Here is a 23,191-nt window from a genome sequence, read left to right as displayed (position 1 = left end):
TTTAAACTTGCCATTGCATAAAGTTATTTAAGAGTTTCGCACCGACTTTGGCGCTTTTTTCTGGGTGAAACTGCATACCTGCGTAGTTGTCTTTTGCAACGATCGCAGAAAATGCTTGGCCATGTTCGCATTGAGCGAGCGTCGACTCATTAACTGTATGTGCGAAACTGTGAACAAAATACACCTGATCGTTTTCATCAATGTTTTTAAGTAGGGGGTGCTCGCCAATAGGCTGGATAGTATTCCAGCCCATGTGAGGGCTCGTCAGTTTGCCAGTTTGCAACTGTGTAATTTGTCCGCTTATCATGCCAAGTCCATCAATTTGGCCCTCGTCACTGTAATCACATAGCAGCTGCATGCCGAGACATATGCCCAAAAGAGGCCTTTCATATTGGGCAATCGCTTCTTTCCAGCCTTTTTCAATTAGGCGTTTCATGGCGACATTTGCGTGACCCACACCTGGTAAAATTACACGGTCAAATCCGTTTAACTGTTCGGGGTTAGAAACGATTTCTGGCGTTACACCTAAGCGTTCAAATGCGAACCTCACGGAGTTGATATTTGCACAGCCAGTATTAATAATTGCGATCATAAGCACCCCTTAGAACTCGCTGTTTGTTGTGTAGCATCTTTTGCTATTGCCATTCTGAGTGCCCGTGAGAATGCTTTAAACAACCCTTCAACTTGGTGGTGACAGTTTCCCTCGGATACGCTTAAAATTAGGCTGATTTGGGCATTATCTGCGAGCGATTTAAAAAAGTGTTCAACCATTTGTACATCTAAATCACCGACCATATTTCGGCTAAAGTCTGCATTTAGTACAAATGAAGCACGACCTGACAAGTCGAGCTGGCACTCTGCTTTACATTCATCCATGGGAAGTGCGAAGCCATAGCGAGCTATTTGTGATTTCGTACCTAGTGCTCGTTTTATGACTTGTCCAAGCGCGATACCTACATCTTCAACTAGGTGGTGTTCGTCTATGTGCAAGTCGCCGCTGGCTTTGACTTCAAGGCCAATGTTCGCATGTGTTCTGATCTGATCAAGCATGTGGTCAAAAAAGCCAAGGCCTGTGCTTATTTCGCCGTTAGCGCTTTGATCTAAGTTCGCAGCAACTGATATTTGGGTCTCTTTTGTGTTTCTGATTATCTGTGCTTCGCGATTTTGTGTTGTCAGCTTAGTGACAATCTGTGGCCAATTGTTCTCATACAAAATACCTTCAATGCAAAGGTTTTTAGCGAGCTCAATATCAGTCTGGCGGTCGCCTATGACAAAAGAACGTGACAAGTCGACTTTTCCAGAGCGCATGATATTTGTTAATAAACCTGTTTTTGGCTTGCGACAGTCACACTGATCTTCATCAAAGTGAGGGCATATAAGCACTTCATCAAACTTGATACCTTGGGAGGTAAATATACCCATCATCATATTGTGGGGGGCTGCGAAATCCTCCTCCGGGAAACTTGCTGTGCCTAGGCCATCTTGGTTCGAAACCATGACTAATTTGTAGCCGGCATTTTGTAATGCAAGCATGGCTGGAATAACATCAGGCAGTAATGCCAATTTTTCTAAACTGTCTACTTGCTTGTCTGTCACTGGCTCCTCAATCAAGGTGCCATCTCGGTCTATAAATAGATACGGCGTGCTCATGATACTTCCTTACTTACTCTGGTTGCTCAAGCCAGAGTCTGACTTGCTCTAATTCTTGTTCATTACCTATGGAGATGCGTAGCCAATTATCATCACCATATAAGGTGAATGGACGCATAATGGTTCCTTGTTGCATAGCTGCATCGATGTCATCTTTATTTCGTAGTTGCAAAGTGACAAAGTTTCCCTCGCCGCTGAGGACTTGAGAGACCTTTGGTGACTCGTTTAGCAGTGTTTCTAGTCTGGCTTTATTACCATTTAAGATTGACACTTGACGACGCATTTGAGTTACCGCGTCTGAACTCAGTGCTTGCTCAGCAATCATTGCTACTGCTGTAGATACAGGGTAGGGCGCGATGACCTTTCTGACCGCTGCTAAAAGGTTTGCATTGGCTAATAAAAAACCAGTACGCAACCCTGCTAATGCAAACGCTTTAGAGAGCGTTCTTAGCACCGCGACATTATCAAAGTCTTGTAAAAGTGACACTGCACTCTGTTCAGGGCAAAATTCAATATATGCTTCGTCTACGACAACTATCGCTTTGCCAGCAAGAGATTTAGCCAAAGCGGCTATTTTGCTAACAGGGGTTAAACTGCCTGTGGGGTTATTTGGGTTACAAACAAACACTAATTTGGCATCACCAACACAATCACAAATCTCAGACACATTTGCTTCAAGTAGCAGTGACTGACTGAGTTCGTTAATTGCGATGTTTTGTGTATCGGCAGACACCTTATACATGCCATAGGTAGGTGCAAAAAGTGCGATACTATCTTTGCCCGACTCACAGTAGGTGCGCATTAAAAGCTCGATCCCTTCATCGGCACCCCTTGTCATTAATACTTGCTCAGCGTTCAACTTTGCGTAATTACAATATGCATTAATTACATTTTCAGGCTGTGGCTCTGGGTACCTATTGAGATTGTCCAAACGGAGCTGAAACTCTTTAGCGTAAGGGCTTTCATTTGCATTAAGCCATGTTGTGCCAGTCAGCTTTTCGCTTTTTGCAGAGCTGTATGCTTTTAGCTCTGCGATATTCTTTGGTAACAATGATTCTGACATCAGTTTTTTCCAGTATTTAATCTAATCGCTACGGCGTTTGCGTGTGCATCTAAACCCTCTGCTTGCGCCAGAGGCAAAATCGCGTTACTTAGTTCAGTTAAACCCTGCTTTGTTATCGTTTGAACTGTGTAGGTTCTAAAAAAGTCCATCAGGTTTAGACTTGAATAGGTCTTGCTGTAACCATAAGTAGGTAGTACGTGATTAGTGCCCGATGCATAATCCCCCGCAGATTCTGGTGTATAGTCGCCAACAAACACAGAGCCCGCATTTTTAACTTTGCCAAGCTCGGCGTATGCATCTTTACATTGCAAGATGAGGTGCTCAGGACCATATTCAGCTGATAGCTCAAATGCTTGTTCAATAGAGTTAACTAGTATCAAAGAACTGTTCTGCATTGCCTGTTTAGCGATATCTGCGCGACTAAGCGAAGCGAGTTGGCGGTCGATTTCGGCATTTACTTCATTAATAAATGACACGTCATCACTCAGTAACAAAACCTGTGAATCTGCACCGTGCTCGGCTTGTGACAATAGGTCAGCGGCTGCAAATGCTGGATTAGCCGTTTTATCTGCGATGACAAGCACTTCGGAAGGGCCTGCTGGCATATCTATGGCAAAGCCTGGTACGGATTGAGATAAAAGTTGCTTTGCCATGGTGACATACGCATTTCCGGGACCAAATACTTTGCTTACTTTTGGTACTGACTCTGTGCCCATAGCCATCGCCGCAATGATTCCTGCACCACCGCTTTCGATAACGGTCGTAATGCCACACTTTTTAGCAGCGTACAAAATTGCAGGGTGAATGGTTTCACTCCCTTTTACTGGAGTTGCGAGCACTACAGTACTTGCACCACTCAATTGCGCGCAGACACCTTGCATTAACACCGAAGAAGGAAGTGGCGCGCTTCCTCCTGGAACATAGATCCCAATAGCGTCAATTGCTTGGAAACGCAATTCACATGATACACCGGGCTGAGTTTCTAGTTGTTTTGTTTGAGGCAGCTGCAACGCATGAAACTTCTTTATGTTGTCATACGCTTGATCTATCGCGTTTTTCAACTCACTGCTAAGCGTTTGCTCGCTTTGTTCAACCTCAATACTTGGTACGCGTAGGCGAGGAGAAACTCTGCCATCGAACTGACTCGCAAGCTCTAATAGTGCCGCGTCTCCGCTTGTTTCTACCTTAGCAATAATGCGTTCTACAGCAGCTTGAACTTCCACACCTGCACTAATAGCAGGGCGTGTCAGGGCTGCTGTTTGTGCTTGGCTGTCCAACTCATTCCAAACCAGCATGGGTTACTCCATCATTTTTTCAATTGGCATGACAAGGATGGAATTTGCACCAAGGCTTTTAAGCTCTTCCATTGTTTCCCAAAATAATGTTTCACTACTGACCATGTGAAGAGCGACATAATCTTCACTACCGGCAAGGGCTAATAACGTTGGCTGACCGGTGCCAGGTAATAGCTCACAGACTTCGTCCAGCTTCGCTTTGGGTGCGTGTAGCATGATGTATTTACTTTCTTTTGCTTGTTTAACGCCTTTGAGCCTAGGAAGTAACTTGTTAATGAGTGACAACTTGGCATCGTCATTTAAGTTTGCATTTTGGATAAGACAGGCGTTGGACTCCAATATCGTCTCACCTTGCATTAAACCGTTAGCTTCTAAAGTGGCTCCCGTTGAAACTAAGTCGCAGATGGCATCTGCCAACCCTGCACGAGGTGCAACTTCAACTGAGCCCGTAAGCATCACAACACTTGCATCAATATTTTCAGAAGCTAGGTATTGCTTGAGGATCTCAGGGTAAGTTGTGGCGATACGTTTGCCATTGAACCAGTCTTTGGATTGTTGCCCAAGCTCTTGTGGCCATGCAAGTGCTAGTCTGCAGTACCCAAAATCCAGTTTAGATAACTTTCTAACGGCATTTGGCTGGCCCACTCGTTCGCGCTCAGCTTGTGTCTCAACTAAAACGTTTTCACCAACAATGCCAAGATCACATACGCCGTCCATTACAAGGCCTGGAATATCGTCGTCTCTTACGCGAAGGACATCAATTGGCATGTTGGTTGAGTGTGCGATTAAACGTTGTTCACGTAAATTGAGTTTGATGCCAAGTTGTTTTAAAAGCGACTGGCAATCTTTTGATAAGCGTCCTGATTTTTGGATTGCGATACGTAAGCGCGTTGAAGTATTCATAATTTATTTTCCTAATATTAAAAACTAAAAACCCCGAGGGAACCTCAGGGCGAAAATAAATTTGAACTTGTTACTTGGTTCGCCGGAGGTTCCTTTTAGGAATAACCCACCAGCGAAATACCTGACAGGCTATCCCGATGTATGATGGTGATGATGTACAGCTGTCAGATTTAAAAGCATAGTGTTACCTGTGATGTAAAATTTTTATGTAATTCGATTAACTTTTTATAGATAATCATGAAACCGGTAAAAAGCGCAAGCACTTTTTTGTGTTAATTAAAGAATAAAATATATCAGCCGATAATAAGTATATAGGTCAATCACTTCTATAGAGGGGGAGAATCTATATGGATGTTTTTAAACCATATATGGCACCTATCGTTAGATTAAAAGTTGCACACAATGGCCCGTTTAAGATTGTAGGCGTGTTGGACAATAAAGCGGAAAAGATCAAAGGGAAATCCGCAGCTAATCAAATCGACAGTGAGTTGAAAGACAAACGAGATTTACCTGCTAATGACGAGGAGGATAAAAAAGAGTCAGATGAACAGGAGCATCTGGACACATGGGCTTAAAGTTAATGTACAAGGATACAAGACTGTAGCGTCAGTGCGCCAATAGACTAATAACATTGTTATTAGGGTGACAATGCAACTAGTTCCATGGTGTTGCTTGCTCATTGGTGGATTTAAAATTAAAATTGCGCAACTTATCAAGCCGAGCTAGCGTTATCCTTGTCAATAGAACAGTATTTCTCATCCTCCGGGCCCCTTGCTCAACACTTTAAGGGTTACAAGCCTAGACTGCCGCAAATCGAAATGGCAGTCGCAATTGACGGCATTGTCAAAAATGGTGGTCAATGTGTAGTAGAGGCCGGTACGGGTACAGGTAAAACTTTCGCATACCTAGTGCCAGCTTTGACTAATAATAATAAAGTCGTGATTTCTACAGGGTCTAAAGCGCTACAAGAGCAGCTATACCATCGTGACTTACCTAGCTTGGTTAAAGCACTCCAAAAGGGCAAAAAGACGGCTTTACTCAAAGGTCGCGCAAATTATTTATGTACATACCGCCTAAATCAGCATGTGGCTCACGTGCCAACCGACGACCCTGATGTAATGCATCAACTTGCGATGGTTGCAAAATTTGCGACTGAAACGCAAAGCGGCGACTTGGCAGATTGTGTGGGTATAGAAGAAGATGCAAAGGTACTTCCTTATGTGAGCTCAACAGCAGATAATTGCTTAGGTAAAGAGTGCCCAGACTTTTCAGAGTGTTACATAAGGAAGGCTCGGCTCAAAGCAATGGAAGCTGACTTAGTTGTGATAAATCACCACTTATTTTTTGCTGATATGGCGGTCAAAGATTCGGGGTTTGCGGAACTTATGCCAACAGCGGATACATACGTATTCGACGAAGCGCATCAGGTTAATGAAATCGCGAGTGACTATTTTGGCGAAACAATTAGTACCAAGCAATTGCAAGATCTGGTTAATGATATTCGGGTGATTTATCTCAGTGACATTCCAGATATGTTACAGCTGGGCAAAACACTAAATAAGCTGACTACGAGTATCGCTGATATGAGACTCGTGTTTGGCGCAGACGGTGCGCGTGGCGATTGGCGAGAGGCCTTACAAGACAAAGTGATTTGTGAAGCGCTTCACCGGGTTATCAGTAATTTGGACTTTTTATATAAAGTTTTGAAGCTTTGTCTGGATAGAAGCGAAAAGATTGAACACCCATTCGAGCGAGTTTTAGCGTTCAAAGGCCAGTTAGAAAGGGCATTTGAAGTCACACAAACTGGTTACAGTTATTGGTTCGAAACGACAAGACGATTCGTCACGGTGCATATTACACCTCTGGATGTTTCAAGACGTTTTCAAGAACTCGTAACAAAGACGGAAGCCGGGTTCGTGTTTACATCGGCTACATTGTCGGTGGATAACAGCCTAACTCATTTCAATGCGAGTTTAGGACTCAAGCCTGACTTTCACAAAATTGTTGACAGCCCATTTGACTATCAGAAACAGGCTTTGTTGTGTTTACCAAGGTATTTGCCAGAGACAAAAGATGAGTTAATGCCTCATTCTTTAGTAAAAATTGCAAAGTCGGTCATTAAAGCAGCGCAGGGGAGAACGTTCTTACTTTTCACCAGTTACCGGGTGATGCACCTCGTTTACGAGGGAATTAGCACCGCAACAGAATATCCTGTATTTATGCAAGGGCAGTCTTCAAAGCGTATAATCCTCGAACAATTTGTAAGGCATGGTAATGCTGTTTTGCTCGGCACGGCTTCATTTTGGGAAGGAGTAGATGTAAGAGGGGATGCGCTAAGCTGTGTTGTTATTGATAAATTACCGTTTGCTTCTCCGGATGATCCTTTACTGCAGGCTAAAATGAAGGACGCGGAGATTAGCGGTAAAGAACCTTTCGAAGACATTCAGCTACCGCAAGCCGTAATCGCGTTGAAACAAGGTGTAGGACGACTAATTCGTGACCAAAGTGATAAAGGTGTATTGATTATTTGCGATAATCGTCTAGTTACGAGAAAATACGGCGAAACGTTTATTAAGAGCCTTCCTAACATGACTCGCACACGAGATTTAGACAAGGCCTTAAACTTTTTAGAGAATATCGATAAACATGAAACATAATTTGCTAGCCATAGATGCTTCAACTGAAGCTTTGAGCCTTGCGCTTCATTTTAGAGGCAAAACTTTTACTCATTTTGAAGAGTGCCCACAACAACATAGCCAGAAGATCCTTCCTCTTGTAGAGTCTTTATTGGCACAAGCCAATTGCACGTTAAAAGAATTGGATGGCATTGTATATGGCCGTGGCCCAGGTAGTTTCACAGGCGTTCGGATCGGTGTTGCTGTAGCACAGGGTCTTGCATACTCAGCAAACTTAAAATTATCTGGGGTTTCAACCTTGCAAGCGATGGCCCAGCAGGCCATGTGTTCAAGTGAGTGTGATGAAGTAATAAGTGCAATTGACGCCAGAATGGGTGAAGTGTACTTAGGTCATTTTATTAAAGATGATAATGGTAATGCGAGCGCCAAAAGAGACGAAATTGTTGTCAAGCCAGACCTTATTGAAGGGGACTTTAGCGGGATGTCGGCAGTGGGTACCGGTTGGCAAAGTTATGCAGATACAGCTCACAAGCTGTCATTGAAAGTAATTGAAGACATTACACTTCCAAGTGCAGAGTATATGCTGGCCTTGGGTGATAAAGCATTCGAAAGTGGTGAAACAGTGGGTGCACAAGACGCACAGCCTCACTATGTCAGAGATACAGTAACTTGGAAAAAGTTGCCAGGTAGAGAATAACCCTCTATCCTTAAATTAGGCACAAAATTGGGCGCGACTAATGAGAATTAATCAATTAGTTCAAAATCAGCATACATATCAGTTAGATTCAAAACGCGTTAAGAATCCGATTGAATCGCGCCCTGCTGAGTCTAAACCCACCAGTGAGATCAAGTTTAGTCCAGAAGGACTCCAGTTAGCTGAACGGTTTCAGCAGGATAAAAGAGACGTGATCTACGACCAGCCGGACTTCAATTCAAACAAAGCACTTCAAGCATATTCGTCAGTTCAAAATCAAGTCAGACGGTCAGAAGTTCAATCCCTAATAGGCGTAGACGTATACGCATAAAGTGCGTGAATAATTTTCAGTAAAAAAATCCAAGAAGCGATTGTATTCTGAATTTATTGGGGTAATGTAAAAAGAAAAACCTAGTTGTGACAAAAGCATTGCTAAGTAAATTTAATCAATATGCGTTTAAAATATCTTCAAATACCGTAATACTTTCGCTGCGGGAAGGGTATATTGCTTTAATTCCTTTTTTTATTGTCGCTTCAGTAATCACCCTCATAAATCAATGGTTAAATATTTCCATGAAAGGGGTAGAGCATCAATTTTTGGAAGACTTTAACACACTAGTGTGGGGTATTTTTCCTGTTTTAACCTTGATGTCGTTTAGTTATTACCTTTCAAAGAACTTAAAAGTACACACCATTGCCAGCCCGATTTTAGTTTTTACATGTTTTACGGCAACAACAGGCTACATCACTATTTCAGGTAATGAACTAGCGATTAATCATCGTATGGGTGCGCTATATTCGCTGCTGATGCCTGTGGTATGTTGTTACTTTCTTTCATACCTTGAAAGGTTAAAAATTTTTCGCTTAGTTGGTGTTAGTTCAATCAGTTTGTTTTTGAGAAAACATCTTAATTTGATATTGCCATACCTGATTGTAACCAGTTTCGTTTTACTTCTGTTTCCATATATCGATTTGCTTGCAGAGTCTGCAGTTGAGGCCTTAAGGTCATTAAACCCCCATTGGAATGTTTTTGAAAAGCTCTCAATGCAGCTTCTTATTGCACACTTACTTTGGTTTATTGGTGTTCATGGGGATAATACATACCATATATTAGTTTCAAGCGAATTAACTAGCTATTATGTTCTACCTGATTTAATTAGTTATAACTTTTTTACGGGCTTTGTGATTTTAGGAGGAACAGGGTGTATTTGGGGGCTAATTGTCGCTGCTCTTTTTCTAAAAAAAGGACAGCATGAAAGGCGAATTGCCGCTATTTCTTCCCCATTAGCGTTGTTTAACATCAGTGAAGTAATGATTTATGCGCTACCTATTGTCTTTAACCCGTATATATTATTACCGTTTTTACTTTGTCCATTAATAAATGCAAGCATCGCATATTTTGCGTTTTATTCTGGTTTTGTAACCATTCAGTATGTGGATGAAATCCCCTGGTTTACACCTATATTCATTAATGGTTGGCTCTTAACTGAAAGTGTAAGAGGGATATTTTTACAATTATTTTTAGTACTATCTAATGCGCTAATATATTTTCCTTTTCTTAAAGCTAATCGAGATAATAATTTATCAGGTAAAGCGCTTGACGTGCTTATGAAGCGATACACTGCCGGTCGATTAATTGAGGAGGGGGCTGAGGGGTCATATAGTGCCACGCAAAGAAAAGAACAAATAAATGCACACAGCTTAAAGGAAGTAACAGAAGCGTTGAATCAAGGTGCATTGACTTTATTTTATCAACCTAAGATTAATCCTTATAATAAACAAGTGGTCGGGTTCGAGGCACTACTTAGACTGACGAATAAAGATGGCTCTATTTCAGGCCCTTGGTTTTTAGAAACATTAGAGCAGCATAATTTGCTTCATATTATTGATAACTATGTTATCGATCAGCTTGAAATTGACTTGGAGCAGTTTTCAAAACTAGGACTACATCCAAAAGTCAGTTTTAATATTTCTCCCAAAAATCTGCTAACAAGCGGGCATCGCCGCATAATCAAAGCTTTTTCGAAGTTCCCTGGGCAAGTCGAAGTTGAATTACTTGAGTCTAGCTATATTGAGGATTTTAATCAGACCGTCTCTGTTGTCGATTCATTAAAGAAAAATAAAATTGATTGCGCTATGGATGACTTTGGAACAGGTTATTCGTGCTTGTCTGTTTTATCCAAGTTAAACATTTCGACTATAAAACTAGATAGAAGTTTGCTACCAGAGCAACTTAACAGTAAATCCATCTCTTTGTACACCAACCTCTCTGAAATGATTTCAAAGCTTGGTTTTAAATTGGTAGCGGAAGGTGTCGAAACCACAGATGAAGAGCAAGTTGTTAAACAGTCTCACATTGATTGTGTGCAGGGTTTTTTGTATTTCAAGGCGATGCCAGTAGAAGAGGCTATTTATCTTTACATGACTAAAGGTGCCAGTGAAGATCTTAAAACAGAGCAAAAAACGGCTGCTGATCGAGAAACAAGCACTGAATAGCCAATCTAAGTAGAGCAAAATTAGCAAAACACAAAAAACTTATCCTCAAAGCCCAAACAACGATCCATTTCTCAGTAAACAGATTAAGTAGCGCTTCATTGTTCACTTGTGACGCATGAGTACGCGTTAATGCTGAATTACAACTTCCTATCTGTATGTCAGTAAAGATGTTACACAACCATGTTGAGTATGCTTGATATAAAGTAGGTGCCAGCTTATAAAAAGTTTTAACGGACGAGATGACATATGGGTCGGTAAAAAGATCAAGGTTGATAATAAACAACGGTGTATTTTAAGTCAGCTTTTATACTGAAGTAACTTAGTATATTTTCTACATAATAAAAGCTGGCTACGAGTGAGCCAGCTTGGCAATTAATTTGCTGTTAGAATTATAAACTTCTTAGTTTTGATACGACTTCGTCGAAATCTGCACCTTTGATTTCTGTGCGGTATTCAGCACGCGTTTGCATTAACCATTCATAAGCGGCCTCTTCCGCATGAATGTCTCCCATTTGTGATGCATTGAAAAAGCGGCTCGACTTTCCTGGAAAGCTAGCAATATATATGCAATCTAGAGGCGCCATTGGCATGTTTTCTGCGTCACTGTAGTCGGCGATTTGGTCTGTGTGAAGTTCCGTGCTTTTAAGTTCTGAAAAGTCACGAATATCCCAACAACGACTACCAATCATTCTTACCCCACCCAACCTTGCCGCGCGAGTGTTCACAAGGTTTCCTAATTGACTCAGTTTATCTGCCATTAAACCTGCTTGGTATTTTACGTAGCTGGCACTGAGAAAACCTTTTACGTGACGTTCTGTAAGTACGGCCAAGTTTAATGTCGCCATTGTAGAATACGAAGTGGTAAGCGCATAAGCGTTCGAATTGTAATTTGCGTCATAAGCTCTGTGATGCTGTAAAGAGTTTACATACTGCAGTAGTGATGCAAGAATTGCTGAATCAAAGTTGGTTCCATTAAGCGAGTCTTGGTAATAATCAAAAGTTGTTCCAAATGCAGCTAGGTCACTTTTAAGTGAATAAACGGCATCTGTGATAACAACACCAGAAACCAGTTGTTCAATTCTTTGTAAATCTTCTTCGTGTAATCGAACAATCTGAGGGCCAGTAGGCTCACTTCCAAACAACATGCCTTTTAAGAAGTCTTTGACGCCTCCTTTAATTGCACTTTTTGCTCCATCAAGGATCCAACCACGAACTAATTCAGTAGTAATGAACGCCTGTGGTGTCGCAAAGTTTGCTTGTTGATCTGCACCAATCTCTTGGATGTCATACACGTAGCGTTGTTGTTCTGAATCTAGGTTATTGGCCATAACGCCAGCTGAAGTAGATAATGCGCATGCAACTGCAAGTGTTTTTAATATTGTTTTCATTTTATATCCTTTAAACCTTTTGTACTTCTGCTCATGCAGAATTTTCCGAACTCGCAATATCACAAATTTCCTTGCGAGCTTTTAAGCAGTTAATTTTTCTGCTCAATGAATAAGCTACCCATTTTTTCGGCATTAAAATATAAATAAATTATTTAAATTCAGCTCAATTTGTAACCTGATATGAATTTATACATATACTGAAATGAGTTTAAATAGTATTCAATATACAATAATGCTTTTTTACTACATGATGTGTTTATGCTGAAATTATGAATAAATTAATTGGTCATAGTAAATGTGAAATCAACAGTCGAGTGTGTTCAAAGAGGGAAGTGCGGCTGAAGGTATGTTCGAGTATTGAGGCCTATGTACCTTTTACGGGCCAGCAAAATTGCTTAGATATACGTATTCTGTAAAGCAATCAATTTTGCATCCATACTACTTAGGTCATAACAATCGCTAATTTAATCGTGGGGATCATAACTCTACGTGGGTTGCGGTGTAGCAGGGTTTTTAAATAAAAGTGATGGACGAAGGGCCAAACATTATGGCCCTTATGAAATTACTCTATAAAAGAAATGATTTTTTCGGCAATTTGTGTGTTGTTTTGTGAACCGATGAATAGCTCTCTGCCTTGACCATGTGCAAAGACTTGAACATCTATGGCAGTGTGCCCACCTGTTGTCCAGCCAGTAAAGCTCGCTTCGTTGATAAAATTGTTTATGACAGAGAATAGCGCTTTCTCATCGTTTTGGGCGTCAGTAAGCGCTTTCTTAACTTCTGGTGTAAAGTCTAAGCCAGTTAGTTTTTCCCAGTCGTGTTTTGGGTTTTTACTGTCTTTTAGCGTTTTGACAATCGACTTGACAGAGGCTTTTACACCTGTCACAACATCTCTCTCCCAACGGTAATCACCATCTGCGCCAAGTGTTAAACCCCCAGTGGAGTGATCAGCTGTTATAACTAATAACGTATCTGGGTTTTTATTAACGTACGCTTTAGCTATAGAGATAGATTTTGCAAAGTCATCCATTTCCTTCATTGCGCATGCAATGTCATTCGCGTGACCACACCAGTCAATTTGGCTGCCTTCAATCATAATGAAAAAGCCTTTTTTGTTGTTATCTCTATCAAGTAAAGAGAGGGCCTTTTCCGTCATTTTTGCCAGTCTTTGCGGGTGCTGATCGATAGCATAAGGCATGCCTTTCTCGGCAAATAAACCAATCGCAGGTATTGCGTCAATTTTATTGAGTGCAGTCAGGTTATCAATATATTGATAACCTGACTGTTTAAACTCAGAAACCAAATTTCTGTCTTCACGAATAAAGTACTTGGTACCGCCACCAAGCATTAAATCTACAGGTAATTTCCCATTTACTTTTACATCAATATAGTCATTCGCAATCTCATCGTAGTTTCGACGAGATTCATTGTGAGCGGCAAAGCTCGCAGGTGTTGCGTGGTTAATTTGCGAAGTAGCAACTAGCGCCGTTGTTTTACCTTGTTCTTTGGCCATTTGAAGCATGGTTTTCAGTGGCTTCTTTTTTGTATCTACTGCAATGGCACCGTTATAACTTTTGGTTGCTGTGCTAAGCGCTGTGGCACCCGCTGCACTATCCGTTACAACCGTGTTGTCATCAGGGTAGGTGTGTGCCATACCGACAAGTATCGAGTCAAAAACCGTTGGTTCTACTGTTTTGGTTGTTTTGTCGTCTTTGTAATATCTATATGCAGTGGTATACGCAGGCCCCATTCCATCTCCAATCATGTAGATGATGTTTTTTGGTGCCGCGATGAGTTGGCTACTGCTTAATAAGGAGATTGCCGCTGCAACAGCCGATAATTTGCGTGACATAGTTTGTCCTTCGATTTCCCGTGTTTGATTGTAAGCGTTGTTTAATACATGTATGTATCAAGCAGATAAGCGCACACGTCAGATAAGTATATTGAAATGTGATAACAAATATTAATAATTGGCTTAAACGCTCTGATTTTATCGCGTATGATCATATCGAAATGTGGTTGTGATGAATATCTTTAAATGTTGATTAATAAAAAAAATGAGATGAAAGACTTTTTAGAAGGTGGCTTTGCTTGGCAACAGGTTGGCAGTGGGAATGAAGCCGTAATTTGCCTTCACGGATGGCTAGACAATAGCAATAGTTTTAAGCCACTTGCCAACGAACTCACTAATGAGGATAAAGACAAATTTACATGGTACTTGTTAGATCTGCCTGGCCATGGCCAGTCAGCTTGGAAGTCCCAAGATGCCTCATATTATTTCGTGGAATATGTCTATGATGTGCTGCGTTTTATGAAAGTGGCTAACCTAGACAAAGCGCATTTTGTAGGCCACTCGATGGGGGGCCTTATCGCAAATTTGTTAACCAGCCTATACCCTGATAAGGTACAGTCTTTGAGTTTGATTGATGGGATTGGCCTTGTTTATCAAAGTTCAAAAAGTGCAAAGCAAAACTTGTTGAAGGCGTTTAATGAACGAGAGAGGTTGTCTGAGCAAAATACTAGGTGGTTTTCAGACCGGCAAAGTATTATTAAAGCACGTGCGAGTGTATCAGACTTCAGTGAGGAGCTAGCTGAAACTTTAATGTCACGCTGTATAAAAAGTAATGGTGAAGAGTTTGCCTTGACTTCAGATCCGAGACTGAAATTACCGTCTACTATGCGATTTAATCAGGAACAAGCGCAGAGTTTATTAGATAAAATTTCAGTAGACACTATGCTTATCTTACCTGAACATGGATATGCACAAATGCGTGATAACATGAAAAAATTTCTTTCGTGTTTTGATAGGGTTAAGGTAAGCAACGTTGCTGGTGGGCATCATTGTCACATGCAAAACCCCAAACAAATACTACTAGAGATTGTTTCTCACATTAAAAAGCAGAGTTGTTGTTGATTGTAACTTTGCTAGAAATATGGGAATATCCAAGGTTTAGAGTATTTACTCAATTGTTTAAGAGCCTTATTTGCTTTAAGGTACGTATAAAAAAAGAACGAGAATACAGGAGCTAAGAGTGGAAAAAATCTGGCTAAAGCGCTATCCAGAAGGTATGCCGGCAACGATTGACCCAGAACACTACAACTCGCTGCTAGAATTAATAGACGAATGTTTCACAAATTATGCCCAACTACCAGCTTATTCAAATATGGGCAAAACGCTTACATATCAAGAAATTGATAACGCAACAAAAGCTGTAGCAAGCTACATACAAAATACACTTAAATTAGGCAAAGGCGATAAAGTCGCGGTTATGATGCCTAATTTGTTACAAACTCCAATAACCATACTGGGTGTATTGCGTGCGGGTTGCACCGTGGTCAATGTGAACCCTTTGTACACAGTACGAGAATTGGAGCATCAACTTAATGATTCAGAAGCAAAAGCAATTTTTATTTTGGCAAACTTTGCCAGCACATTAGAAAAAGCATTACCTGCTACTGATGTAAAGCACATCGTGTTGACGCAAATTGGTGACTTACTCGGTGGCGTTAAAAAGCACTTAGTCAATTTTGTTGTGAAGAAAATAAAGAAGATGGTACCAGCGTATACACTGCCTAATGCGATTCCATTTTCTCAAGTGATTGCCGCTGACCTAAATGGGTATAAAAAGCCACAAGTCACGAAAGATGACCTTGCTTTTTTACAATACACTGGTGGTACAACGGGTGTATCTAAAGGCGCCATGCTGACACATGGTAACATGGTTGCAAACTTAGAGCAGGTGTCAGGGTGCTTAGATAAAGTGCTAGATAAAGGCAAAGAAGTCGTTATTACCGCTTTACCGCTTTATCATATTTTTGCATTGACCGCTAACTGTCTAACGTTTATGAAGTATGGTGGTCACAATATCCTAATTACTAACCCAAGAGATATGGCAGGCTTTGTTAAAGACTTAGCAAAGTATCCATTTACTGTGATCACGGGTGTAAACACGCTATTTAATGGCTTGCTCAACACGGATGGCTTTGCAGACTTGGACTTTTCAAACCTTAAAGTTTCTCTCGGGGGAGGCATGGCCGTTCAACGACCTGTTGCAGAGCGCTGGCAAGCGGTGACTAAATCTCGCTTACTCGAAGGTTACGGGTTAACCGAGTGTGCGCCGTTAGTGACTATCAGCCCACTTGATTTAGATGGTTACAATGGTTCGATTGGTTTGCCTGCCCCAAGCACTGAGCTAAAAGTGGTATTAGAGAATGGTGACGAAGCGCCAAAAGGTGAGCCAGGAGAACTGCTAGTTAAAGGCCCTCAGGTCATGGCGGGATACTATAATCGTCCAGACGCAACTGCTGAGTGCTTACAAGATGGTTGGTTTGCAACAGGCGATATTGCAACTTACGACGATGAAGGTTTCTTTTACATCGTGGATCGTAAAAAAGATATGATCTTGGTATCTGGTTTCAATGTTTTCCCTAATGAGATTGAAGAAGTCGTTGCAAGCCATGATGGTGTACTGGAAGTCGCAGCAATTGGTGTGCCTCATGAAGTAAGTGGCGAACAAGTAAAAGTTTTTGTTGTCAGAAAAGACCAATCTTTGTCAGAAAAAGATATAATAGCGCATTGTCGTGAAAATCTAACAAACTACAAAGTTCCGAAAATGGTGGAATTCAGAGATGAATTACCAAAGACGAATGTAGGAAAAATACTACGTAGGGCGTTAAAATAAGAGAAACCGGCGGAAGCCGGTTTTTTTTCGCTATAGCGAAGGAGTAAATGTGCAGTATCGGTTTATTCAGAATCAAGTTGAATTAAATGAATTTATCAACCTAGTATCAGGCAGCAAGGTGTTAGCCATTGATACCGAATTTATGCGACGCAGAACACTGTATCCTGAAAGTGCTCTTTTTCAGGTATATGATGGCGAGCATTTAGCACTGATAGATCCTTTAATTGAACTTGATTTTTCAGCGCTTTGGGAGTTATTTACTGCACCTGATGTTATAAAGGTCATTCACTCTCCATCAGAAGATATTGAAGTATTTCAAAATTTCGCAGGTATATGCCCATCGCCGCTTTTTGATACACAATTTGCACTGCAATTGTTAGGTGAGGGGAATTGCGTCGGATTTGCCAATATGGTGAAAAACCTGTTGGACATTGAGATTGATAAAAGCATGTCACGCACCGATTGGTTAAAAAGGCCTTTATCTAGTAAACAGTTGGAATATGCGGCGGCAGATGTTTTCTACTTATTGCCTTGTTATGAGCGTATTGTGGAAAAAATTCAGCAAAAAGGATTTAAGGATATTGTGATATCTGAAAGTCAGCTAATTTCACAAAAACGTGCGTTTCGCACACCTGACGAATACGTCTATTTAAATATCAAAAATGTTTGGCAACTCAGAGGCCGAGACCTAGCGGTTCTAAGGGAGCTTGCAGCTTGGCGTTTAAAAAAGGCTGAAAAGAAAAACATATCGGTAAACTTTATTTTAAAAGAGCTGAATATGGTTGAAATTGCCAAACGACGTCCATCCTCTCTTGCAAGTATGCGCAATGTACCAGAAGTCGAAGCGATGGAAGTGAATCGCTCTGGTAAAGAAATTCTAGCGTGTATAGACGCCGGTAAGTCAATTGCTGAAGAAGCACTACCCAAAAAAGTGAAGCGTTTAATTGACTTTGCTGGCTACAAAAAAGCAGCTAAGGATATTAAGGGGCTCATCGCCATTGAAGCTCAAAAGCAAGGGATCCCAGTTGATGTAGTTGCATCGAAAAAACAGATAAATCAAGTTATCAGCTGGAACTGGAAGCTCTCAACAGAGCAACGCAAAAAAATGATCAAACCCGATTTGTTTCAGGGTTGGCGCAAGCAATTGCTAGGAGATACCTTAAAAGCATGGGAAGTCGAATAGCCGACAGTGGTTTGTACTAGCGCAGTAAAATACTGCGCTAGCTTGTCACTGTGACTTTTTAAAACTTTGCTCGCTCGCCTTCATTGAGAATGTATAAAGGTACTTTGCTATTTAGTTGTTCTTTCATATGCAACAGTCTAAACAGCGCAGAGTGAGAAGTATGGTCGCCCATCTTCCAGCTCGAATTTCCATAACCCCAAGGGATAACCACACCACAATTCATATCTTCAGCGGCTACAAGTGCATCTTCCGGTGTTAAATGTACATTTCGGTACCATTTTCCATGTTCTTCATGGTGATAAGACGCAATTGGAATTAGGCAAACATCGATGTCACCAAAAGCGTTATGAATATCCTTAAAATGCCCAGAATAGCCCGTATCCCCAGCAAAAAATACCGTTTTACCATTGTTCTCTAAGAGCCAGCCACCCCACAGGGTTTCGTCGTCATCGTTCGTAATAAATGGAACGACTATACGATTACTGAAGTGATGTGCCGGCACAAAATGTACTGTGGTTTGGCCTATGTCGTAGCTGGAATACCACGGCATTTCAACGATATCGTAGCCCCCCGTTGGAAAGTAGTCTGCAAAGTTAAGTGGCGTCAGGTACTTTATATTATTACCAATGTCAGCAATATCGGCCTTGTTGAAGTGATCGTAGTGAATATGTGAATAAACAACAGCCTTTGTTGAGGCCAGCTCGTCATTAGTCACTTTGGGAGGGAGTTGTCGGTAAAATCCGCCAGCTAGGTTCGTAAAAGCCCAATCTATTGGCCAATCGAATTGCCTTGTAACGGGATCAACAAGAATTGTTTCATCAGTGGGTGTCGTGATAACAAAACTTGCGTGCCCAAGCCACCGTATACTGTAGTTGCGAGCCTCATCTATTGTTAAAGCGGGATTGCTACCAATATATTGGCATTGCTCCATCTCACTGTTACATTGAATGTCTTCATTGTCTGGGTAGCAGTCTGCTCGCAAGTGTGTGGGTAGCTTTTTGGTCTTTTGTAGGTATTGGCAAATTGATGGGTGTAGCCTTCAGTTTGTTTATACTTGATTTCAGTAACAGGTGTCAGCCTTTCTACTTTATTAGGGGATGCACAGCTAGCCAAAAGAGGGATTAAGATCAGTGGGAGGTATTGCTTCATATATAAACTTCATTGTTCTTGTTGTAATTCATGCAACCAAATTCTATTCTGAGCCTTTCAAAAGCGACAGCGAGAGATTATGGATCGTGTTTCTGACGAGACTTGGTATGCAGTATTATTGTTTTTTGCACTTATCATAGTACCGTTTTTAGTTGGCTTGACAATATTTAAAATGTATCGAAAAGTTTTCCCATTAAAGTCGTCCGAAAACATGTCTGTTGTTGAGGAGCTTGATGCGCAAAGGCTTGGCTTTTTTAAGCCTTTTATGATCGGCTGGTGTATTTGTGGGCCAGTAGTTTACTGGTTTTACGATAAGTTTTTGTCGTATTTATAGAAGGTAAATAGGCTCTTCCTTGAGCCTGTCTCACACTTAGTTCAAGTTACTTTCAATCGATATCATGCTTAGTCGGTAATGATGAAAAGGCACCGTATCGGGTTACTGCATAGGCGCCACATTTTGCTGAGAAATTGATAATATTAATAATTTCTCTTTCGCTTTTATAAAGCTCTTTAAAAGTTACTTGCGACAGTCTTCTTGAAAACTCCGCCAATAAACCGCCTACAAAAGCATCGCCACCAGCTGTGGTGTCTACAGCTTGCACTTTTGGAGGTGAAATATAACCTGAAAAAGTGCCCGTAAAATATCTAATGTCATTAGGCCCGTCAGTAATCAGTAAAAGTCGCACATTAGTTTTCAATATTGCTTCTATGGTTTTTTGCTGATCTTGGTCAGGGTGGGCATGTTCATTTAAAAATGCTAGCTCTTCCAAAGACAGTTTTACGACATCAGATTGAGATAGCACATGCCAAATACGTTCCAAGCAATGATTCATCGACGGCCACAGGTTTTCTCGCAAGTTCATATCAAAACTTTTTAACAGCCTGTTGTCTTTCGCATGTTGCATAGCCGTTATCGTGGTGAGATAAATGTTTCTTTCGGTTAGGCTATTTGAGCACACATGCAGTATTTTGTTAGATGTAAACATACCGGGCTCGAAATGCTCTGCTCTAAATAGCAAATCGGCAGCTGGAGGGCGATAAAAGCTGAAACTACGCTCGCCATCATTATCTAAAGATACAAAAGCAAGTGCTGTTTGTGCTTCTTTTGTGAACCTCACATATTGTGTGTCTACTTTGTGGTTCTGCAATTCCTCATTAATGAAGTGACCAAACATATCATCACCAAGCATGCCGCAAAAGGTACTTTTTTCGCCTTGCTTTGCCACAGCGACTGATACATTAGCTGGTGCCCCCCCTGCGTATTTTGTAAACGCTTCGGGTTCTTTTCCATTAGACAGAAAGTCGATTAACGCTTCGCCAAAACAGATAACACTCATTATTTACTCTCTTGTAATTGATAGGCTCTGAGGACTTCGTAACAAGCGCCCATTGTATGGTAATCTGTCTTTCCTGCCGGACTTTTTTCGTCACTGTAAGAGCGATTGTCTTGGGTAAGAATACGGTACCAAGCACCATATTGATGGTCGATCATATGTTCCCAGCTATATCGCCATATTTTGTCATACCATTGCCAATACTTTTCTTCATTTGTGGCTAGCGCTAATAGCGCTGCAGCGGCAAAGCTTTCAGCTTGAACCCAAAAATATTTATCGCCGTCACAAATGGATCTATCGGGTGCAAACCCATAACAGATCCCACCATGTTGTTCATCCCATGCAGACTTTAACGCTTCATCGAATAGGAACTTTGCTTTTTCTATCATCCAAGCTTCAGGCTTGTGCCTATGCAGGATAAGCAGCAGTTTCGTCCATTCAGTTTGATGGCCCGGCTGAAATCCCCAGGGTCTAAATAAATGCTTAGGGTTTTCTTTATTGTAGTCCCAGTCTATTTGCCAGTTACTATCGTAATGTTCCCATACGAGACCTTGAGCTAAGTCAGCTTGCTTTACCGTCATTGTATGCGCAAGCGTGTAAGCACGGTCTAAAAACTTATTATCTTTCGTTGCTTCAAAGCACATTAACAGTGCTTCACACATATGCATATTCGCATTTTGACCACGGTACTTATCCGCATTTTCAAGCGATGCATCATATTCGTCTAAATAGAGCGCGTATTCGGCCTGAAAGTACTTTTGTTCTAATAGTTGCCAAACTTGCTCGATAGTGGAAAGTGTCGACTTTACGCCTGCTTTATAAGCCATTGCATTAGCTAGCAGTACAAAAGCCAGACCATAACAATGGTTCGTTAAATCACTTGGTTTACCATTTTCAACTAACCAAGCATAACCGCCATTGGGTTGTTTATGAACTCGTTCTAAGTAATCAATACCATGGTTAACAAGTTCAAGGTATTCCTCTTGAGATGTATTGAGATAAGCCATCGCGTAGTTAAAAACAAAACGCGTACTTGAAACTAGATGGCGGGTAGAGTTGTCGTATACGTCGCCGTTATCCTTAAAAAATTGATAGAAACCGCCTGTGTTATCGACGCATCTCGGGTGATAAAATGCCATTGTCTTATCAATATGCTGCTGCAAAAATTCTTTGTTTCTGAAATCAAGCGACATTAATCAAGCTCCACTTTCTAATCGCAAAACGGTTTTTGACTTTTCAAGGTGCGCTTTATTGGCCTACGCCAATTGCGCATTTCAAAAAGTTTACTAACCTGTATTTTCTCATTTATCTAGTTACTCTAGCATCTTAAAAAAAATAATGGAACGATCCAATAAAACATTTGTGATTTTCTTGTAACAATGTGTAGAATCATTACATCCCTTAACATGGAGTAACCTGAGTGAGTGAAATCAACACGAATCAAACTTTTGTTGCTGGCGCGCAGAACAACGAAAAAAACTATTTTTTCCCGCTAGCAGCAATGACAACCCTGTTTTTTTTATGGGGCTTTATTACTGTTTTTAATGATGTTTTAATCCCAAGATTAAAAAGCGTCTTTGACCTTAACTACACCGAAGCAATGTTAATTCAGTTTTGTTTTTTCATTGCGTACTTCGTTGTATCACTTCCAGCGGGCAACCTCGTTAAACGATTGGGCTACCAAAAAGGCATTATTATTGGGCTTCTGGTTGCTGCTTTTGGCTGTCTATTATTTTATCCAGCGGTAATTGTTCATCAGTATTGGATTTTTTTAACAGCGCTGTTTGTTATGGCATCTGGCATTGTTATCTTACAAGTGTCTGCAAACCCTTATGTTGCAGCACTCGGCACACCTAAAACAGCGTCAAGCCGGTTAAACCTAGCGCAAGCACTTAATTCTTTAGGAACGACTTTAGGGCCGATCGCTGGAGGTATGCTGCTGTTTGGTGCAGGTGGTGCTATGGCAGTTGAAGCGGCGAGTGCTGATTCAGTGAAGGTTCCCTATTTGGTGATTGCTGCTGTACTCGTGATAATTGCGGTTGTATTCGCGTTTTTAAAGCTGCCGACAATTGCGGAGCATACAGAAGAGCAAGACTGTAAGGCTAAAGGTCACAATTTAAAAGAAGCGCCTCACCTAATGATGGGCGTGGTGGCTATTTTCAGTTACGTCGGTGCAGAAGTATCCATTGGTAGCTTTATTGTTAATTATTTCGCTGAAGAGCATATTGGTGGTATCGATGCGCCAACGGCAGCCAAATTGCTTGGCTACTATTGGGGTGGAGCAATGGTTGGTCGCTTTATTGGTTCGCAGGCTTTGAAAGTGATTGCACCTTCTAAAGCACTGGTATTTAATGCTATTAGTGTAATGCTGTTACTCGTTATGACGATGTCTACGGACGGCAATATTGCGATGATCTCTGTATTAGCCATTGGTTTGTTTAACTCAATTATGTTCCCCACGATTTTTACAATCGCGATTGAGGGCTTAGGCTCGTTAACAAGTAAAGGCTCAGGTTGGTTGTGCTTAGCGATTGTAGGCGGTGCGATAATACCATTGCTACAGGGCATGGTAGCAGACAGCATGAATATTCAAATCAGCTTTATTGTACCTTTGATATGTTATGTATTCATTGCTTGGTATGGTCTGAATGTAGTGAAGTTATCGAAGCATTGGCAAGATAAAGTAGCCTAAATCAACCCCATATTCTATTTAAGAGG

General features: G+C 41.1%; 19 protein-coding genes and 1 pseudogene. 10 read left to right on the top strand and 10 right to left on the bottom strand.

Translation table 11 applies throughout. From position 1 onward, the window contains the following. Position 1: 1 nt before the first annotated feature. Genes hisH through hisG form a run of 5 tightly spaced genes read right to left on the bottom strand, consistent with a single transcriptional unit; the run spans position 2 to position 4,911 of the window. Positions 2-592, bottom strand: coding sequence for an imidazole glycerol phosphate synthase subunit HisH (hisH, locus tag A7985_RS09330; protein ID WP_065790202.1), 591 nt, complete (start codon positions 590-592; stop codon positions 2-4). Further along, positions 589-1,650: a bifunctional histidinol-phosphatase/imidazoleglycerol-phosphate dehydratase HisB gene (gene hisB / locus A7985_RS09325; RefSeq protein ID WP_065790201.1), complete on the bottom strand. Its 1,062-nt coding sequence runs from the start codon at positions 1,648-1,650 to the stop codon at positions 589-591. Before hisB ends, hisH begins: the two co-directional genes overlap by 4 nt. Before the next feature lie 13 nt (positions 1,651-1,663). Next, positions 1,664-2,713 carry a histidinol-phosphate transaminase gene (hisC, locus tag A7985_RS09320; protein ID WP_065790200.1) on the bottom strand — a complete coding sequence of 350 codons (1,050 nt, stop codon included), beginning with the start codon at positions 2,711-2,713 and terminating at the stop codon, positions 1,664-1,666. After that, entirely contained in the window at positions 2,713-4,008 is a 1,296-nt protein-coding gene (hisD, locus tag A7985_RS09315; RefSeq protein ID WP_065790199.1) for a histidinol dehydrogenase, read from the bottom strand. The genes hisC and hisD overlap by 1 nt, the downstream gene beginning before the upstream one ends. Before the next feature lie 3 nt (positions 4,009-4,011). Further along, positions 4,012-4,911 carry an ATP phosphoribosyltransferase gene (gene hisG, locus A7985_RS09310; RefSeq protein ID WP_065790198.1) on the bottom strand — a complete coding sequence of 300 codons (900 nt, stop codon included), beginning with the start codon at positions 4,909-4,911 and terminating at the stop codon, positions 4,012-4,014. Between the two features lie 347 nt (positions 4,912-5,258). Between hisG and A7985_RS09305 the strand changes: the two genes are divergently transcribed. From A7985_RS09305 to A7985_RS09285, 5 genes are all read left to right on the top strand, one after another. Then, entirely contained in the window at positions 5,259-5,486 is a 228-nt protein-coding gene (locus A7985_RS09305) for a hypothetical protein (protein WP_065790197.1), read from the top strand. Between the two features lie 159 nt (positions 5,487-5,645). Continuing rightward, positions 5,646-7,568, top strand: coding sequence for an ATP-dependent DNA helicase (locus A7985_RS09300; protein WP_065790196.1), 1,923 nt, complete (start codon positions 5,646-5,648; stop codon positions 7,566-7,568). After that, positions 7,558-8,244 (top strand): tRNA (adenosine(37)-N6)-threonylcarbamoyltransferase complex dimerization subunit type 1 TsaB, encoded by a 687-nt coding sequence (tsaB, locus tag A7985_RS09295; protein ID WP_065790195.1) that lies wholly within the window; start codon positions 7,558-7,560, stop codon positions 8,242-8,244. Before A7985_RS09300 ends, tsaB begins: the two co-directional genes overlap by 11 nt. Positions 8,245-8,284: 40 nt before the next feature. Further along, positions 8,285-8,572 carry a hypothetical protein gene (locus A7985_RS09290; protein WP_065790194.1) on the top strand — a complete coding sequence of 96 codons (288 nt, stop codon included), beginning with the start codon at positions 8,285-8,287 and terminating at the stop codon, positions 8,570-8,572. An 86-nt stretch (positions 8,573-8,658) separates the two neighbouring features. Beyond that, entirely contained in the window at positions 8,659-10,737 is a 2,079-nt protein-coding gene (locus A7985_RS09285) for an EAL domain-containing protein (protein WP_256096677.1), read from the top strand. A 389-nt stretch (positions 10,738-11,126) separates the two neighbouring features. On the opposite strand, the gene A7985_RS09280 is transcribed toward A7985_RS09285, so the two are convergent. Together A7985_RS09280 and A7985_RS09275 are read right to left on the bottom strand one after the other, a co-directional pair. Further along, positions 11,127-12,125: a hypothetical protein gene (locus tag A7985_RS09280; protein WP_065790193.1), complete on the bottom strand. Its 999-nt coding sequence runs from the start codon at positions 12,123-12,125 to the stop codon at positions 11,127-11,129. 562 nt (positions 12,126-12,687) lie between these two features. Next, positions 12,688-13,977: an alkaline phosphatase gene (locus tag A7985_RS09275; RefSeq protein WP_065790192.1), complete on the bottom strand. Its 1,290-nt coding sequence runs from the start codon at positions 13,975-13,977 to the stop codon at positions 12,688-12,690. A 186-nt stretch (positions 13,978-14,163) separates the two neighbouring features. Here A7985_RS09275 and A7985_RS09270 point away from each other — a divergent pair, with 186 nt between their 5' ends. The 3 genes from A7985_RS09270 (at position 14,164) to rnd (ending at position 17,990) form a co-directional block, all read left to right on the top strand. Then, positions 14,164-15,039 carry an alpha/beta fold hydrolase gene (locus tag A7985_RS09270; protein WP_081310489.1) on the top strand — a complete coding sequence of 292 codons (876 nt, stop codon included), beginning with the start codon at positions 14,164-14,166 and terminating at the stop codon, positions 15,037-15,039. Positions 15,040-15,157: 118 nt separating this feature from the next. Continuing rightward, positions 15,158-16,807, top strand: a complete 1,650-nt coding sequence (fadD, locus tag A7985_RS09265; RefSeq protein ID WP_065790191.1) for a long-chain-fatty-acid--CoA ligase FadD — start codon at positions 15,158-15,160, stop codon at positions 16,805-16,807. Between the two features lie 49 nt (positions 16,808-16,856). Beyond that, positions 16,857-17,990: a ribonuclease D gene (gene rnd, locus A7985_RS09260; RefSeq protein ID WP_065790190.1), complete on the top strand. Its 1,134-nt coding sequence runs from the start codon at positions 16,857-16,859 to the stop codon at positions 17,988-17,990. 58 nt (positions 17,991-18,048) lie between these two features. Here rnd and A7985_RS09255 read toward each other — a convergent pair. Next, a pseudogene (locus tag A7985_RS09255) lies at positions 18,049-19,139 on the bottom strand (MBL fold metallo-hydrolase). 79 nt (positions 19,140-19,218) lie between these two features. On the opposite strand from A7985_RS09255, the gene A7985_RS09250 reads away from it, so the two are divergent. After that, positions 19,219-19,473: a hypothetical protein gene (locus A7985_RS09250; protein ID WP_065790189.1), complete on the top strand. Its 255-nt coding sequence runs from the start codon at positions 19,219-19,221 to the stop codon at positions 19,471-19,473. A 52-nt stretch (positions 19,474-19,525) separates the two neighbouring features. On the opposite strand, the gene A7985_RS09245 is transcribed toward A7985_RS09250, so the two are convergent. After that, positions 19,526-20,476: a carbohydrate kinase family protein gene (locus A7985_RS09245; RefSeq protein WP_065790188.1), complete on the bottom strand. Its 951-nt coding sequence runs from the start codon at positions 20,474-20,476 to the stop codon at positions 19,526-19,528. Beyond that, a complete protein-coding gene (locus A7985_RS09240; RefSeq protein ID WP_065790187.1) occupies positions 20,476-21,666 on the bottom strand; it encodes an AGE family epimerase/isomerase in 1,191 nt (396 codons plus the stop codon). Before A7985_RS09240 ends, A7985_RS09245 begins: the two co-directional genes overlap by 1 nt. Before the next feature lie 227 nt (positions 21,667-21,893). Between A7985_RS09240 and A7985_RS09235 the strand changes: the two genes are divergently transcribed. Beyond that, positions 21,894-23,165 carry a sugar MFS transporter gene (locus A7985_RS09235; RefSeq protein WP_065790186.1) on the top strand — a complete coding sequence of 424 codons (1,272 nt, stop codon included), beginning with the start codon at positions 21,894-21,896 and terminating at the stop codon, positions 23,163-23,165. Positions 23,166-23,191 lie beyond the last annotated feature (26 nt).

It is taken from the genome of Pseudoalteromonas luteoviolacea (genome assembly GCF_001696455.1).
GTDB classification, from domain to species: Bacteria; Pseudomonadota; Gammaproteobacteria; order Enterobacterales; family Alteromonadaceae; genus Pseudoalteromonas; species Pseudoalteromonas luteoviolacea_C.
The sequence above is the reverse complement of the archived record's forward strand: the minus strand, read 5'-3'. Positions and strand labels throughout refer to the sequence as shown.